15 protein-coding genes are annotated in these 14568 nt (G+C 67.6%); 8 read left to right on the forward strand and 7 right to left on the reverse strand.

From position 1 onward, the window contains the following. The first annotated feature begins 327 nt into the window (after positions 1-327). Positions 328-777 carry a DUF4345 domain-containing protein gene (locus tag EHW97_RS11960; protein ID WP_208002019.1) on the forward strand — a complete coding sequence of 150 codons (450 nt, stop codon included), beginning with the start codon at positions 328-330 and terminating at the stop codon, positions 775-777. Between the two features lie 171 nt (positions 778-948). Continuing rightward, positions 949-1938 carry a hypothetical protein gene (locus tag EHW97_RS11965; protein WP_124237410.1) on the forward strand — a complete coding sequence of 330 codons (990 nt, stop codon included), beginning with the start codon at positions 949-951 and terminating at the stop codon, positions 1936-1938. Positions 1939-1972: 34 nt separating this feature from the next. Here EHW97_RS11965 and EHW97_RS11970 read toward each other — a convergent pair whose 3' ends face one another. Beyond that, the gene (locus tag EHW97_RS11970; RefSeq protein ID WP_124237411.1) at positions 1973-2524 is read right to left on the reverse strand and encodes a DUF6919 domain-containing protein; all 552 of its coding nucleotides are present in this window, start codon (positions 2522-2524) and stop codon (positions 1973-1975) included. After that, positions 2521-2691 (reverse strand): hypothetical protein, encoded by a 171-nt coding sequence (locus EHW97_RS15900; protein WP_341770292.1) that lies wholly within the window; start codon positions 2689-2691, stop codon positions 2521-2523. Before EHW97_RS15900 ends, EHW97_RS11970 begins: the two co-directional genes overlap by 4 nt. Positions 2692-2863: 172 nt before the next feature. On the opposite strand from EHW97_RS15900, the gene EHW97_RS11980 reads away from it, so the two are divergent. After that, positions 2864-3730 (forward strand): alpha/beta fold hydrolase, encoded by an 867-nt coding sequence (locus EHW97_RS11980; RefSeq protein ID WP_243696426.1) that lies wholly within the window; start codon positions 2864-2866, stop codon positions 3728-3730. A 2-nt stretch (positions 3731-3732) separates the two neighbouring features. Here EHW97_RS11980 and lpdA read toward each other — a convergent pair whose 3' ends face one another. From lpdA to EHW97_RS11995, 3 genes are read right to left on the reverse strand one after another with little or no spacing between them, the layout of a single operon-like run. Beyond that, the gene (gene lpdA, locus EHW97_RS11985; protein WP_124237413.1) at positions 3733-5097 is read right to left on the reverse strand and encodes a dihydrolipoyl dehydrogenase; all 1365 of its coding nucleotides are present in this window, start codon (positions 5095-5097) and stop codon (positions 3733-3735) included. After that, positions 5094-6038, reverse strand: a complete 945-nt coding sequence (lipA, locus tag EHW97_RS11990) for a lipoyl synthase (protein ID WP_124237414.1) — start codon at positions 6036-6038, stop codon at positions 5094-5096. The genes lpdA and lipA overlap by 4 nt, the downstream gene beginning before the upstream one ends. After that, positions 6035-6478 (reverse strand): OsmC family peroxiredoxin, encoded by a 444-nt coding sequence (locus tag EHW97_RS11995; protein WP_124237415.1) that lies wholly within the window; start codon positions 6476-6478, stop codon positions 6035-6037. Before EHW97_RS11995 ends, lipA begins: the two co-directional genes overlap by 4 nt. A gap of 172 nt (positions 6479-6650) precedes the next feature. Here EHW97_RS11995 and EHW97_RS12000 point away from each other — a divergent pair, with 172 nt between their 5' ends. The 5 genes from EHW97_RS12000 to EHW97_RS12020 all read left to right on the forward strand — a co-directional run bounded on the left by EHW97_RS12000 (position 6651) and on the right by EHW97_RS12020 (position 12210). Further along, positions 6651-7730 (forward strand): ATP-NAD kinase family protein, encoded by a 1080-nt coding sequence (locus EHW97_RS12000; protein ID WP_124237416.1) that lies wholly within the window; start codon positions 6651-6653, stop codon positions 7728-7730. Continuing rightward, positions 7727-8722: a thiamine pyrophosphate-dependent dehydrogenase E1 component subunit alpha gene (locus tag EHW97_RS12005; protein WP_124237417.1), complete on the forward strand. Its 996-nt coding sequence runs from the start codon at positions 7727-7729 to the stop codon at positions 8720-8722. The genes EHW97_RS12000 and EHW97_RS12005 overlap by 4 nt, the downstream gene beginning before the upstream one ends. 15 nt (positions 8723-8737) lie before the next feature. Beyond that, positions 8738-9757 (forward strand): alpha-ketoacid dehydrogenase subunit beta, encoded by a 1020-nt coding sequence (locus EHW97_RS12010; protein WP_124237418.1) that lies wholly within the window; start codon positions 8738-8740, stop codon positions 9755-9757. Positions 9758-9759: 2 nt separating this feature from the next. Then, positions 9760-10881 (forward strand): acetoin dehydrogenase dihydrolipoyllysine-residue acetyltransferase subunit, encoded by a 1122-nt coding sequence (locus EHW97_RS12015; protein ID WP_124237419.1) that lies wholly within the window; start codon positions 9760-9762, stop codon positions 10879-10881. A 141-nt stretch (positions 10882-11022) separates the two neighbouring features. Then, positions 11023-12210 (forward strand): GAF domain-containing protein, encoded by a 1188-nt coding sequence (locus EHW97_RS12020; RefSeq protein ID WP_124237420.1) that lies wholly within the window; start codon positions 11023-11025, stop codon positions 12208-12210. A gap of 84 nt (positions 12211-12294) precedes the next feature. Here the strand turns inward: EHW97_RS12020 and EHW97_RS12025 are convergent, their stop codons facing one another. Both EHW97_RS12025 and EHW97_RS12030 read right to left on the reverse strand, forming a co-directional pair. Then, the gene (locus tag EHW97_RS12025; RefSeq protein WP_124237421.1) at positions 12295-13350 is read right to left on the reverse strand and encodes a 2,3-butanediol dehydrogenase; all 1056 of its coding nucleotides are present in this window, start codon (positions 13348-13350) and stop codon (positions 12295-12297) included. 10 nt (positions 13351-13360) lie between these two features. Beyond that, positions 13361-14521 carry a hypothetical protein gene (locus EHW97_RS12030; RefSeq protein ID WP_208002020.1) on the reverse strand — a complete coding sequence of 387 codons (1161 nt, stop codon included), beginning with the start codon at positions 14519-14521 and terminating at the stop codon, positions 13361-13363. Positions 14522-14568: the final 47 nt, after the last annotated feature.

Genomic DNA, 14568 nt, shown 5'->3' on the forward strand with positions numbered 1-14568 from the left:
TTACGCTGCAAGGAACGAGCTCACGCCGACCGGCTGAGCCAACGAAAAGAGCCTCCGGACTTGCCGGGACGGTTCAGTTCGACGAGGCGCTCCGCGGCTGCTTGATAACCGCGGTAAAGAGGTCCCGCTCGCTCGAGAAAAGACGGTACCCCAGCGCCCTCGAACTCGTTCTGCCCGCAGCAACCTCGTCCGTGTGCACCGCGTCGTGGGACTTGGATCCGAACAGCTAGGAACCAGTCTCGAGAATCAGCCGGCGCCGCTCGGGAGCCGGGATACGACGGCGGGTTGCTTCCGCGGAGACATCTGTCCACAACCGTGGGAGTTTCGGTGAGCGGACAGGAACAGGGCACACTCCTGCGAGTTTTGCTGTGGGTGATGGGCGTCGCCATGGTCGCGATCGGGTTCTATCACCTGGTTGGCGGCCTCGCCTCCGTGCCCGGAACCGGGGAGCTCACCGGGGTTGGGCGGGCGACCGAAGACAGTCGCGAACGCTTCTACAACGCCATCTTCATCGGGTACGCCCTGGCATGGATCTGGGTCGCGCGAGAGGCCACTATCCCCCTCACGGCGGTGAACTGGCTCGCTGGCATCTTCCTGGTCGGTGGCATCGGTCGCCTTCTGTCCATCCTGACCGCAGGGTGGCCGCACTGGTTCCCGAACCCGCTCAGCGCCCTCGAACTCGTTCTGCCGCCGATCTTTTTCTGGCTGACCGGACGCGAACGCCGGCGCCGCGGTGACGTCACCTCGGCGCAGCCTCCTGGCTCCACTGGTACATGAAAAATCGGCCCAGTCGGCCGAATCCGACGCAAGCACCACGGAACCATCCGAGCCAGCGATGAACGGGCGCGAACCACGGATGAATCTGCGGGAGCCGCGCGGTTCCAAGGCCTTCTCGCCAGCAAAACAAGGGCAGGGCACAAAGGGTTGAAGAATCAGGGTGGTCCCCCGATGACGCAGCGTGTCCCCTCCACCGACAGTGGTAAGACCGTCACCAACTTCCGTCGGGGGAACGCCATGTCCGAAGTGTCACGTCCAGTCGCGCTGCTCCAGCGAGGTGCGCTCATCACCGCCTGCATCGCAGCCGTGCCCTATGTCGTCCTGAAGGTGCTGTGGCTGAGCGGTTCCACTGTCGGGATCACCAGTGCGGCGGCAGCCTTCGAGATGTCCAGTACGCGTGTTGTCGCCGCAAACGTCACGACCGTTCTGCTGCTACTCGTGGCCATCGTGTTCGTGACCGCGTTGACCCGTCCTTGGGGGCAGCGGGTGCCGGGCGCAGTTGTGCTCGTGCTGGCTGCGGGAGCCACGGGGCTTCTCGCGCCCTTCCTCCTCGGCCTGCCCATCGGGATGGTGGTTCAGCTCCTCAGCGGTCCCGGCGCCTCGCGACCGGAGGTCCAACCGGGACTGGCTCCGTGGGTCTTCAGCGTCGTGTACGGCGGCTTCGGCGTCTTCGCCGTGGCCCTCGCGGTCCTGTCAGCGGTGTACGTGGTGCAACGCTGGCCTGAGCTGACCGCCGACGTGCCGACTCCAAGCCCGTGGACCACCGTCGTGGGCGTGATCGGCCTCGTGCCGTTCAGCGCCGCCATGCTCTTCTGGGGCCTGTCCGGTCCCGGCTCCACCGGACCGCAGGGCATGGACTCCCCCGCCCAACGAACCGTTCTGGTCGTCAACGGGGCGCTGAGCGCGGCCGCGTTGATTCTCCAGGCGACAGCGGCGGCCCGACGGCATCCTCACATCGCCTGGCTGGTCATCTGGACGGGTACCTGCGTCGCCGCACTCCAAGGGCCGAGCCACGTCCTTCTCGCGCGGGACGGCCAGATCGAGCCTCTTGTCGCCGTCATCGCGGTCTTGTCCGCTTCCGGCGCGACGGCGTACGGACTCGGGATCTTGCGGCACCGGTGGAAGCGAATGGCATCGCAACGAGCGCTCACGGCGCGGTGAGGCACCAGCCGGGCGGGCATGTCCTCGAAGGTGATCAGTCCGTTGTGAGAGCACGAAGGACGGCGGTCCAGAGGCGATCGTTGCGCGCCCACTGCGGGTCGAATATCTGGATCGCCCAAGCGGCGTCCAGGTCAGCATCAAGTGAAGCGAGGCCATTGCGGAAATGATCCAACTCCTCAACCGACCAGCGGCCGAGAAAGGTGCACGGAGAGCCGTGACTGACCGTCACCACGATACTGCTGTCGACATCGCTACCTGGCGCAAACGAGACCATCACCAGATCTTCGGTCAGCAGACCCCGCTCGATCCTCGCCGCGGTTGCTTCGTGACAGATGCCTTCAACATAAGCACGCTGAACGCGACGCGTCGGCTCGTTGATCGAACCCGGCTGGGAATCGGTGGTGACAAACCCGGCACGGTTCATCGCCACCAGCGTGGGAATGAGAGGCAAGCTCTCCGGGTTCGGAAGCCCGCCATGGAGCGGCGTCTCCTGAAGACGACCCTCGAGAAAATCGATCGTCGCTGCGGCCAAGTCATCCAAGGACCGGGCGACGTTCCACGGCTCGTCCAGTCCACCGATCGTCACGCCCCCATTCTGCACGAGCCCAAGCCGTGGTCGGCCTGAACGGCATCCCTGTGGTCGTGTGCCCAGCCTCTGAGCTGGCGTGTCGTCTGATGGAGCGACAGCCCGAGATCGGCCAACGCGTAGTGCAGTGTGACCGGGACGGCCGGGGTGACGGTGCGAGTGAGCAACCCGTCTCACCACCGACACTCCTGACACCGCGCCTCCCGGGTGTCGACGTCCTGAGCGATGGCCGCGTTCACCCCCGGCTCAGCACTGCACCGCGGCGGCATGAGGTACACGAGAAGCCATGAGACGCTAAGACCTCCGCAGCTGCCGGCGAACAACGACAAGGAGAACGGCGTGTCCTACATCAGCGGATCGTACGCATCAGACCAGGACGGCATCGCCATCGCCACATACTCGTGGCTGCTACCCGACGACACGATGGCACGCGGTGTCGTCCAGATCGCCCACGGGTTGGCCGAACATGCCGGCCGTTACGACCGGTTCGCGCGGGCGCTGAACGACGCCGGCTTTCACGTCGTTGCGTCCGATCACCGCGGTCACGGACAGTCCATTCATACGGTCGGCGGCGATTTCGGCGCTCCAGGGTTCCCGGGATTGCAAGCAGATATGGTCCAGCTCGGCGAGGAGCTCAAAAGCTCCTACCCGCGGGTGCCCCTGTTCCTCTTCGCGCACTCGATGGGCTCGTTCGCGACGCAGCACCTCCTGCTCGAGCGTTCCGATCTCTACGACGGCGTCGTCCTCTCCGGCACCTCAGTGCTCGACGCCATCGTGGCGTCGATGGGCGACCGACCGATCGGCGACCTGAGTGCGTTCAATGCGCAGTTCGAGCACCGGACCGGATACGAGTGGCTGTCCCGTGACACCGACGAGGTCGACAAGTACGTCGCCGATCCCCTGTGCGGTTTCGATCTGCCTGCGGAGACCGTGGCGACGCTGTTCGCCGGCGCCGACGAGCTCGCCGATCCCGCGAACCTGGCCACGATTCGCCACGACCTGCCGATCCTGCTGGCATCGGGGACCGCCGACCCGCTCGCCGGCGGCGGTCAACTCGTGGAGAATCTCGCGGATCGTTACCGCGCGGCCGGCCTCACGGATGTCGAGGTGCGCTTGTACCCGGAGGCACGCCACGAGATCGTGAACGAGACCAACCGCGACGAGGTCACCGAGGACATCGTTCGCTGGCTCATCGAGCACTCCTGACGTCAGTGACCGTGGAGTGCGCGCCCGACGAGGGCCTGATGGGCCTCGCCCAATGACTCGTGCTGCGTCGGGTGCGCATGCACGAGTCGGGCCACCTCGTCGGGAGACAGCTCGAGGTTGGTGATCAGCTGCGCCTCACCGATCATCTCCCCGGCCCGTGCCGCGACGACGTGCACGCCGACGACCGGGCCGCCGCGGCGGCGCACGAGCTTGACCACACCCCCGGACCCGAGGATCAGGCTGCGGCCGTTTCCGCTCAGGTCATAGCTCACGCATTCGACGTCGTCACCGTACGCGGCTCGGGCCGCGGCCTCCGTCAGCCCCACCGCAGCCACTTCGGGCTGGGTGAACGTCACCCGCGGGACGCCTTCGTCCCGCACAGGGGTCGGGGCGAGCCCGGCGATCTCCTCGGCGACGAAGATGCCGTGGGCGTAGCCCCGATGCGCCAACTGCGGCCCAGCCACGAGGTCGCCGATCGCGAAGACGTCGGGGAGCGACGTGCGAAGGCGCTTGTCAGTGACGACGAGACCGTCCTTGACCGTCACCCCCACGTCCGCGTAGCCGTCGACGACCGCCTCACGTCCCACGGCGACCAAGAGCGCAGTGGCGTCGAGCTCCGTCCCGGAGGCGAGTACGACTCGGACGCCGTCTGCTGTCCGCTCCACCTTGTCGACCAGCGACGAGAGCTTGAACGTGATGCCACGGCGGCGGAAGGCGCGTTCGAGGTGCTTCGATGCTGTCGCGTCCTCGGTTGGCAGGAGGTGGGCCTGCGCCTCGACGATCGTCACCTCAGCGCCGAGTGACCGCCACAGCGACGCGAATTCACACCCGATGACGCCGCCGCCGAGAACGATCACGGATTCGGGAATCCGGTCGAGCTCCAGCGCGTCGTCCGAGGTCAGCACGTGTTGGCCGTCGATGTCGATTCCGCGCACCTGCTTGGGACGACCGCCGGTGGCCAGAACGACGTGCCGCCCCGTGATGCGGCGGCCGTCGACCTCGATCTCCCCGGGTCCGACCAGACGGCCCACACCGGCGACGACCTCGATCCCACGGCTCGCCACGAGCGCCTCGAGCCCACGGGCCAGTCGTTCGACCACGGCGTCCTTGTAGTCATGGACGCGATCCAGATCGATGTCCCGCACTTCCATCATCACGCCGAGGTCAGGTGCCTCACGGGCATGATCGGCGAGCTCGGCCACGTGCAGCAGCGCCTTGGTCGGGATGCAACCGCGGTGCAGGCAGGTTCCGCCCAATCGGTCACGGTCGATCAGGACCACGGAGAGGCCGAGCTGGCTGGCGCGGAGAGCGCAGGCATAACCCGCACTTCCTCCGCCGAGCACCACGATGTCGACGTCATCAGTCATGCGATTTCCTCTCGGGTACGGCGCGCCATGGCCTGTTGGTAGAGGCGTCCGGCGCGGTAGGAGGAGCGGACGAGGGGGCCGGACATGACGCCGGCGAAGCCGATCTGTTCGGCCTCGGCGGCCAGATCGATGAATTCTTCGGGCTTGACCCAGCGTTCGACCGGGTGGTGACGCACCGAGGGGCGCAGGTACTGGGTGATGGTGATGAGATCACAACCGGCCTCGTGCAGGTCCCGCAACGCCTCGGAGACCTCCTCGCGGGTCTCACCCATGCCGAGGATGAGGTTGGACTTGGTCACCAGCCCGAACGCACGGGCTTGGGTGATGACGTCGAGGGACCGCTCGTAGCGGAACGCGGGACGGATGCGTTTGAAGATCCGCGGGACGGTCTCCACGTTGTGCGCCAGCACCTCCGGGCGTGACTCGAACACCTCGGTCAGCAGGTCGGGGTTGCCGTTGAAGTCCGGGATCAGGTTCTCCACGCCCGTGCCCGGGTTGAGCTCGTGGATCTTACGGACCGTCTCGGCATACAGCCAGGCGCCGCCGTCGGGAAGATCGTCACGGGCGACACCGGTGATGGTGGCGTACCGCAGCTGCATCTTCTGCACACTCTCGGCCACCCGCCGCGGCTCGTCACGGTCCAACGCGGCCGGCTTACCGGTATCGATCTGACAGAAATCACACCGACGCGTGCACTGCTCCCCACCGATCAGGAACGTGGCCTCACGATCCTCCCAACACTCGAAGATATTCGGACAACCGGCCTCCTGACACACCGTATGCAGACCCTGCGAGGCCACCGTCTCCTGCAGATCGAGGTAGGACGGACCTTGACGCACACGTGTCCGGATCCAGGGCGGCTTGGCCTCGCTCGGGACCTCGGCGTTGCGCGCTTCGATCCGCAGCAGCCGCCTGCCGTCGGCGCGCACCGGGGTCGTCATGCTGGGACGAACGTCGTGGCCAACGAGATCTCAACGCCGGTCAGAGCCTTGCTGACCGGGCAGATCCGCTTGGCGGTCTCAGTCAGTTCGGCGAACGCTCCCGCGTCCAGGCCTGCGGCGGAACCGGTGACCGCGAGATCGATCCCCATGAGCCTGAATCCGCCGGCAGGGTCCGGACCGAGGGCCACCTCGGCCGTGACATCCAGCTGAACGGAGGTGGCCCCGTGCTCGCTGATGAGAGCCGACAGCTGCATCGCCAGGCACGCGCTGTGCGCCATGGCGATCAGCTCCTCGGGGCTGGTCACGCCTTCGGCGCTGTCCGCCGCTCGCCGGGGGAAGCTGACAGGGAAACTCCCGACGCCCGAACTACTCGCCGAGGTGGTGCCGGCGCCATCGTGGAGGCCGCCCTGCCATGCCGTGGTGGCAACCCGTACAGGCATCGTGGGTCCCTTCGCGTCGGGGCCTCGCACGGGCCCGTTCGGCATCGATGCTGGACCGAAAGACGTCGGCCGGCACAGGGTTGCAGGCGGTTGCGAGCAAGGGCTGCGCCAGTGCCGATGCAACCGTGAGCAACCCTGTTCAGACACCCGGTCTGAGCGGTCTGCTACCGCTGTGACCGAAACCACAGCACCGGCAACCGTTGGCGTCATCGCCAACCCGGCCTCTGGGCGCGACATCCGCCGCCTGGTGGCGCGCGCGTCCGTCTTTCCCACGGCGGAGAAGGCGAACATGGTGCTGCGGATGCTGACCGCCTTCGCCTCCGTCGGCGTCGAGCGGGCCCTGCTCTCCACCGACTTGGGCGGGATCTCCTCGGGAATCGTCCGAGCGATGAACGGTCGGCGCGAGGGAGTGGATCCCGCCTGGCCCGCCGTCGAGTTCATCGACGACGACCCGATCACCGGTCGCGGCGAGGACACCACCAACGCCGTACGGCGCATGGTCGCGGCCGGAGCCGACGTGATCGTCTGCCTGGGCGGCGACGGCACCGCGAGACTCGCGGCGGACGCATGCGGGACCGTGCCACTCCTCGCACTGAGCACGGGGACCAACAACGCCTATCCCGTCATGCGCGAAGCGACCGTCGCCGGCCTCGCCGCCGGTCTCGTTGCCACTCAAGCCGTTCCCGCGGAGATCGCGCTCCGCCAGGACACGGCACTCGAGGTGCGCACCTCGACCCGCGCCGAGCTCGCCCTCGTCGACGTCTGCGTCGCGAGCTCCCGCCACATCGGGTCGCGCGCGCTGTGGGACCCGGCAGGGCTCAAGACGTTGTTCTGCACCTTCGCCGACCCGGACGCGATCGGTCTCTCCAGCATCGCCGGCCTGCTGTGCCCGTCGCCGCGCAGCGACGCGCACGGAGTGGTGCTCCACCTGGCCCCGAGCGACCGAGCCCCCCACGTCGTCCACGCGCCGATCGCCCCCGGTCTCGTGGTCCCGGTCGGTGTCGAGTCCTGGCAGGAGATGACACCCGGCACCACGATCGGCGTCACGGAAGGCGGCGTCATCGCCGTCGACGGCGAGCGTGAGGTCGAACTACGGGCAGGCGACGAAGCGACGGTGACGCTGAGGGCAACCGGCCCTCGAGCCGTCGACGTTCCGAGGGTCATGGCAGAGGCTGCACGGCTACAGCTGCTAGCTCGGCCCTCGCGGCGCATTCCCACCCCATCCGGTACGAGAGAAGGAGCACACCCATGACCGACAGGGCAACTGTCCGTACAGAGCAAGGTCTGGACGCAGACGGCCTGCGCGACGCCTATCGCATGATGCGGACCATCCGCGAATTCGAGGAGAGGCTGCACACGGAGTTCGCTACCGGTGACATCCCGGGATTCGTCCACCTGTACGCCGGCGAGGAGGCATCGGCCACGGGCGTGTGCACCAACCTCGACGGACGCGACTCCATCGCCTCGACCCACCGCGGTCACGGCCACTGCATCGCCAAGGGAGTCGAGGTCAAGGGCATGATGGCCGAGATCTACGGCAAGGCGACCGGCACGTGTCGGGGCAAGGGCGGCTCGATGCACATCGCCGACCTCTCCAAGGGCATGCTGGGCGCCAACGGCATCGTCGGTGGCGGCCCGCCGCTGATCTGCGGTACCGCGCTGGCTGCCAAGATCCAGGGCACCGGAGGGGTGAGCGTCGCGTTCTTCGGCGACGGCGCCAGCAACCAGGGCACGACGCTCGAGGCCATGAACCTCGCTGCCGTGTGGAACCTGCCGGCCATCTTCGTCGCTGAGAACAACGGGTACGCGGAGAGCACCTCGAGCAACTGGTCCGTGGCCGCGGACAACATCGCCGACCGTGCTGCGGGCTTCGGCATGCCCGGGGTCATCGTCGACGGCTTCGACTTCTTCGCGGTGCACGAGGCGGCCGGCGAGGCCATCGCACGGGCTCGTGCCGGCGGCGGACCGACCCTCATCGAGGTCAAGTTCACGCGCTACTACGGCCACTTCGAGGGCGACCAGCAGACCTACCGTGCCGACGAGGTCGCGCATGCTCGCGAGGAGCTCGACTGCCTCAAGCGCTTCCGCGCCCGGGTCATCGAGACCGGCGAACTGACCGCGGCGGAGCTCGACGCGATCGACGCCGAGGTGCTGCAGCTCATCGAGGAGTCCGTCACGGAGGCGAAGGCCGCGCCCGTGCCGACGGCGGACGATCTGCTCACCGACGTCTACATCACTTACTGACCAGGAGGAACAGTCATGGCTCGAATGATCAGCTATCGCGACGCCATCAACGAGGCGCTCACCCTCGAGATGGAGCGCGACGAGACCGTCATCGTCATGGGCGAGGACAACGCCGGCGGCGCGAGCGCGGGCAGCCCCGGAGAGGAGGACGCCTGGGGCGGCGTCCTCGGCGTGACCAAGGGCCTCTACGGGAAGTTCCCCGGCCGCGTACTCGACACCCCTATCTCGGAGTCGGCGTTCGTCGGCGCGGCCGTCGGCGCCGCGACCGCCGGTCTTCGCCCCGTCGCCGAACTCATGTTCATCGACTTCATGGGCGTCTGCTTCGACCAGATCTTCAACCAGGCGGCGAAGTTCCGCTACATGTTCGGCGGCAAGGCGGTCACCCCCGTCGTCATCCGGACCATGTACGGCGCCGGCCTGCGGGCCGCGGCGCAGCACTCCCAGGTGCTCTACCCGCTCTTCACGCACATCCCCGGCCTCAAGGTCGTCGTGCCGTCCAGCCCGTACGAGGCCAAGGGTCTGCTCATCCAGGCGATCCGTGACAACGACCCCGTCATCTTCTGCGAGCACAAGGCCATGTACGACGTGCAGGGTGACGTCCCGGAGGGCGCGTACGCGATCCCCTTCGGCGAGGCCAATGTGGTCCGCGACGGCGACGACGTCACGATCGTGGCGCTCGGCCGCATGGTTAGCGTCGCGGAGGAGGCGGCCAAGGAGCTGGCCGCGAACGGCATCGAGGCGGAGATCGTCGACCCGCGCACGACGAGCCCGCTCGACACGGAGACGATCCTCGAGAGCGTCGAGCGGACCGGTCGACTGGTCGTGGTCGACGAGTCGAGTCCGCGGTGCAGCGTCGGGCGCGACATCTCCGCGATCGTCGCCGAGCAGTCGTTCGGCGCGCTGCGGGGGCCGATTCAGGTCGTGACACCGCCACACACTCCGGTTCCGTTCTCTGACGTGCTCGAGGACCTGTACGTCCCGAGCGCTCAGGACGTCGTGAACGCGGTCAAGACCGTCGCAGATTGGAAGCGGTGATCATGTCAGACATCATCAAGGTGGTCATGCCCAAGTGGGGCCTCTCGATGACGACCGGGCGGGTGACCGAGTGGCTGGTCGACGAAGGCGACGAGGTCTCCCCCGGCGATGACCTGCTGGAGATCGACACCGACAAGATCGCCGGTGCTCTGGAGTCGCCCGGCGGCGGCATCCTGCGCCGCCAGATCGCGCAGATCGACGAATCGATCCCGGTCGGTGCCACCATCGGTCTGCTCGCTCCGGCCGAGGTCTCCGAGGAGGAGATCGAGAAGGCCGCCCGGATCGCTCGCGAGGAGCTCGATTCCGGCAGCGTCGAGGACGTCGCCGGACCCGAGGTCGGCAAGGTCGCCGTCAAGGGACGCGAGATCGCCTTTGCCCGGCTCGGAACCGAGGGAGAGGACATCGTCCTGGTCCACGGCTACGGTGGCGACAAGAACTCCTGGCTGTTCGTCCAGGAGCCCCTGTCCGCGGCGTACGTCGTCGACGCCATCGACCTTCCCGGTCACGGCGAGTCCTCGAAGGACGTCGGCGACGGGTCACTCGACGTCCTCGTCGAGGCCGTGACCGGCTACCTGGCCGAGCAGGGCATCGAACGGGCGCACCTCGTCGGACACTCGCTCGGCGGTGCTGTCGTCACCGCAGCCGCGGCGGCGGCGCCCGAGCGGGTCGCCTCGCTGACGCTCATCGCGCCCGCTGGCTACGGCCCGGCGATCAATGCGACCTACCTGCGCGGGTTCGCCGGGGCCCAGTCACGCCGGCAGTTGCAGCCCCATCTCGGCGACCTCTACGGCGACCCTTCGCTGGCCACCCGTCAGCTCGCTGACGACCTGATGAAGTTCAAGCGTCTGGACGGGGTGGACGAGGCACTGAACGCGATCCTCGGCACCCTTCTGGACGGGGACGCCCCGGGCATCGACGTCGCGCCGCTGCTTGCCGGGATCGACGTTCCCGTGCAGGTCGTGTGGGGCGATGCCGATGCGGTGATCGCTGCGTCCAACGCGCAGGGGCTGGACGACCGCTCGGTGGTCACCACCTTGCCGGGTGTGGGACACATGGCCCACATGGAACAGCCGTCCGCTGTGGTCACGGCCATCACGTCCGCCGTCGAGGCCGCGAACGGCTGACTCCCCTCGCAGGTGGCCGTGCACCGCGCCGGCCCGGGGCTTCCCCGGGCCGGCGCGTTGTTGCACGTTGTTGCATCCCTCACGCTGTGGCGCCCGTCACAGCGGCCCGCCTATTCTGATCCGAAGGAGGTGTCCAGTCCGGTGACCGATTTCAAGGCCGTGCTGCCCGGCACGAACCTGTCGCGCTACGCCCGGCAACTCACCCAGATTCATGACTCCGTCGTCAGCGGAGCGCGTCCGGCCGAGCGGCCGCGAGCTGTCGTCGCGCGCTCGTGGCAACGAGTCCTCAGGGCAGGACTCGACGCGTCACGCCAGAACTATCGCGAGCCGCTCGGCATCGAGGAGGTACTCCGCCGACGCGAGGCCTCTCCCCTGCGCTTGGTGATCAGCGACCTCATCGGCGTCGTCTCGCGCGTCGCCGACGCCTCGCGCATGCTCATGGTCGTGACGGACGCGGACGGCATCGTGCTGTGGCGCGCCGGATCGGCCGCGGTGAGGGCGCACGCCGATGCGCTCGGGTTCACCGAGGGCGCGGACTGGACCGAGAGGCAAGTGGGGACCAATGCCATCGGCACCGCCCTGGTGGAGGCAGCACCCGTGGAACTGTTCTCGGCGGAGCACTTCGAGCAGGCCCAGCATGCGTGGTACTGCACCGCGCATCCGATCCACGATCCACGAACCGGCGACATGCTCGGCGTCATCGACGTGAGTGGCCCCGCGCTCTCGCTGCACCCGACCATCAGCGCGCTCGTCGAGACAGCGGTCCGACTGGCCGAGTCGCAGCTGTGGCGATGTCATGAGGACCGTCTCGCGAAGCTCAGGAAGTCAGCAGAGCACCTCGTCGCGGCGGTCAAGGGCCCACTCCTCGTCGTCGACGACCACGGCTGGGTAGCGCTGCACGCCGGAGTGCCCGCGCGCGACCGGATCGCCGTGCCGCGGCCCGACACGACCCTGACGATTCCCGGCATGGGAATCTGCCTGCCCGAACGACTCCGCGAAGGCTGGCTGGTCCGACCGGCGACCGGCGCGCGTTGCATCACCGCTGTTCTCAAGCTTCAGGGAGCGGCGACCTTGGAGGTCACTTCCGCGGAGGACACCTGGCGAATGCCGCTGACTCAACGACATGCGGAACTGCTTCGCCTTCTGCATGCTGCCGGGGCGGACGGGCTCAGCGCGAGCCAGTTGAGTACCGCGCTCTTCGGCGACGACGAGCATCTCGTGACCGTCCGCGCGGAGATCTCCCGCATGCGCCGCCACCTGGGTGCGCTCGTCGCGACGAAGCCCTACCGCATCGCCGATGACGTCAATCTGACCGTGCAGGAGGGCTGAACTCCTCGCCGCACCGGCAACGGACGAGGCTCGCCGAGCACCTCGGTGAAGCTGAGATGCTCGGCGAGCCAGGGCGGATTCACGTCAGGGGCGCACCAGGATCTTGACGTTCTCCTCCTTGTTGTTGATGAGCTCGTCGAAGCCTCGCGTGACGATCTCATCGACGCCGATCCGGCCCGTGATGAACTGGAACGGGTCGACCTTGCCGTCGGCGATGAGCTTGATGGTGTCGGGGTGGTCGTTGGCGTAGGCCAGGCTGCCGAGGACGTTGACCTCGCGGAACACGAGGTCGTTCATGGCCACGGAGGCCTCGTGTCCCCAGATCGCCACGTTGACGCACGTGCCTCCCACGCGGGTGCCCTGGATCGCCGACTTCAGCACGGAGTCCACACCTGCGCACTCGAAGCTGATGTCGGCCCCCCGCCCGCTGGTGAGGTCCATCAGCTGCTCGAGGATATCGTCGGTCGTCGGATCGATCACGACGTCGGCGCCCGCGGCGAGCGCCTTCTTCTTGCGCACCTCCGCCGGCTCCACGACTACCACCTGCTCAACGCCCACGGCGCGCAGGACCGAGGTGGTGACGAGACCGATGGGCCCCGAGCCGAACACCACGGCGGACTGTCCCGACCGGGCTCCGGCCAAGCGAACCGCATGGTAGGCGACGGCAAGAGGCTCGACGAGGGCGCCGACATCGGTACCGAGCTCTCCGAGCGGATGAATCCACCGCCGTTCCGCGACGACGTACTTGCTGAAGCCGCCTCCCCACCCCGAGAGCCCGACGAAGCCGAGCGTCGCGCAGACGTTGTAGCGGCCCTGGACGCACGCATCACAACGGCCGCAGACGATGTACGGCTCGACGACGACCCGATCGCCCACGCGCAGGTCCGTGACTCCGTCACCGAGTTCGGCCACGACCCCGGCGAATTCGTGCCCGAGCGTGATGGGGACGGTCTCTCCGGTAAGCGGATGGGGCGCGTCGGAGGGTGGGGCGAAGATCGGCCCTTCGAGGTACTCGTGCAGGTCCGTTCCGCAGATCCCACACCATTCGACCTCCACCTTGACGGTGCCGGGTCGAGTCGCGGGCTCGGGGATCTCCTCGATCCGGATGTCGCCGCGCCCATAGAACTGTGCTGCTTTCATGTGATTTCTCCTAGTGGTGAGCCGAGGCTGTAAGGGGCTCCGTCTCGTCGATGTCGGACGGAGGCGGAGTGTCGGGGGCGCGGAGACCGAACGAGCCGAATCCCGCGACGTACAACAGGGCGACGAGCGCCATCCAGTTCATGAAGCCGAGCGCATTGCCCGCGATGTCGCCGACGACCACGGGCTCGTGCAACACGGCCGACGCCAGGACGAAGTAGTAGGCGACGAAGGTGGCGGCACCGAGTCCGAAGGTCACGAGCGTCCGGAGGGCGAGGTTCGCCGGCTCGGGGAGTCGCGTCGGCTTGTTGCCGAAGGCGTTGCTCCAGATGATCATCCACACCACCCAGCACACGCCCAGTTGAGCGGGAAACTGCTGGATCGCCCCGCCGAGCGCGCTGACGTTGTCCGGACCGAGCAACACCTTGCTCACGGCACGCATCAGCCAGAAGAGCAGGGTTCCCAGCACGATGTTCCCGGCCAGGGAGGCCAGCGCCACGCGTCCGCGACTGCCCGCCAGCCGCCATGGCCAGTTGTCCCAGAGCGATCCGGTGAGAATGATCGACACGACCAGCGCGTAGTACCACCCGAGCAGGGTGTCGAGGTCCATGAGGGCGCCGTCCGGTGCCACCGCCAGCGACAAGGTGGGCAGACCGAGACTCACGTACAGGGCCACGGTCGGGAGCATGAGGAAGGCGATCTCGCACCATCCGACCAGCGGCTGGCGCAACCCGAGATCTGGCCACGGCCAGTGGCCCCAATTGACCGCGCTCATGACATAGGTCGAGAAGCCGAAGAGGACGAAGAGGGCGCCGACGAAGTAGCCGCTTCCGTCGTCGCGAGACGCCGCGAAGTCCGGATCCAGGTGCCCGAGCCCTGCCGCCAGCAGCCACGTGACGAGCACCCCGAAGCCCAGTGCGCTCGCGGCGATCGTCATGCCCCGCAGTGGTTGCGGCAGTCGGACGAAGCCGGAGAACTCCAGGTTGAAACCGCTCCAGACCACGAACATGAGCGCCCAGAAAAGTACGGCGTTGAAGGGCAGCGGATAGACGTTCAACGGGCTGGTCTGCGGGTCGGCAAGGAGATACCAACCCGCCACGGACGCGAGGACGACGACCAGCAGATTGAGCAGGCCGAAGGTCCACCAGGGACGGGGGCGGGGGTCGGGGTTCATGTTCACGTGCTTTCGGCTCAGGAGCTCGCGCCGAAGGGCGAGCTAGT

Source organism: Aeromicrobium camelliae, assembly GCF_003850045.1.
GTDB classification, from domain to species: domain Bacteria; phylum Actinomycetota; class Actinomycetes; order Propionibacteriales; family Nocardioidaceae; genus Aeromicrobium; species Aeromicrobium camelliae.

What these genes read in the sequence shown, in the direction of transcription:
- EHW97_RS12025 (WP_124237421.1), bottom strand. Translation starts at nt 13,350, where the DNA reads ATGAAAGCAGCACAGTTCTATGGGCGCGGCGACATCCGGATCGAGGAG.
- EHW97_RS11965 (WP_124237410.1), top strand. Translation starts at nt 949, where the DNA reads ATGACGCAGCGTGTCCCCTCCACCGACAGTGGTAAGACCGTCACCAAC.
- EHW97_RS12030 (WP_208002020.1), bottom strand. Translation starts at nt 14,521, where the DNA reads ATGAACCCCGACCCCCGCCCCCGTCCCTGGTGGACCTTCGGCCTGCTC.
- lpdA (WP_124237413.1), bottom strand. Translation starts at nt 5,097, where the DNA reads ATGACTGATGACGTCGACATCGTGGTGCTCGGCGGAGGAAGTGCGGGT.
- EHW97_RS12005 (WP_124237417.1), top strand. Translation starts at nt 7,727, where the DNA reads ATGACCGACAGGGCAACTGTCCGTACAGAGCAAGGTCTGGACGCAGAC.
- EHW97_RS11995 (WP_124237415.1), bottom strand. Translation starts at nt 6,478, where the DNA reads ATGCCTGTACGGGTTGCCACCACGGCATGGCAGGGCGGCCTCCACGAT.
- EHW97_RS12015 (WP_124237419.1), top strand. Translation starts at nt 9,760, where the DNA reads ATGTCAGACATCATCAAGGTGGTCATGCCCAAGTGGGGCCTCTCGATG.
- lipA (WP_124237414.1), bottom strand. Translation starts at nt 6,038, where the DNA reads ATGACGACCCCGGTGCGCGCCGACGGCAGGCGGCTGCTGCGGATCGAA.
- EHW97_RS12010 (WP_124237418.1), top strand. Translation starts at nt 8,738, where the DNA reads ATGGCTCGAATGATCAGCTATCGCGACGCCATCAACGAGGCGCTCACC.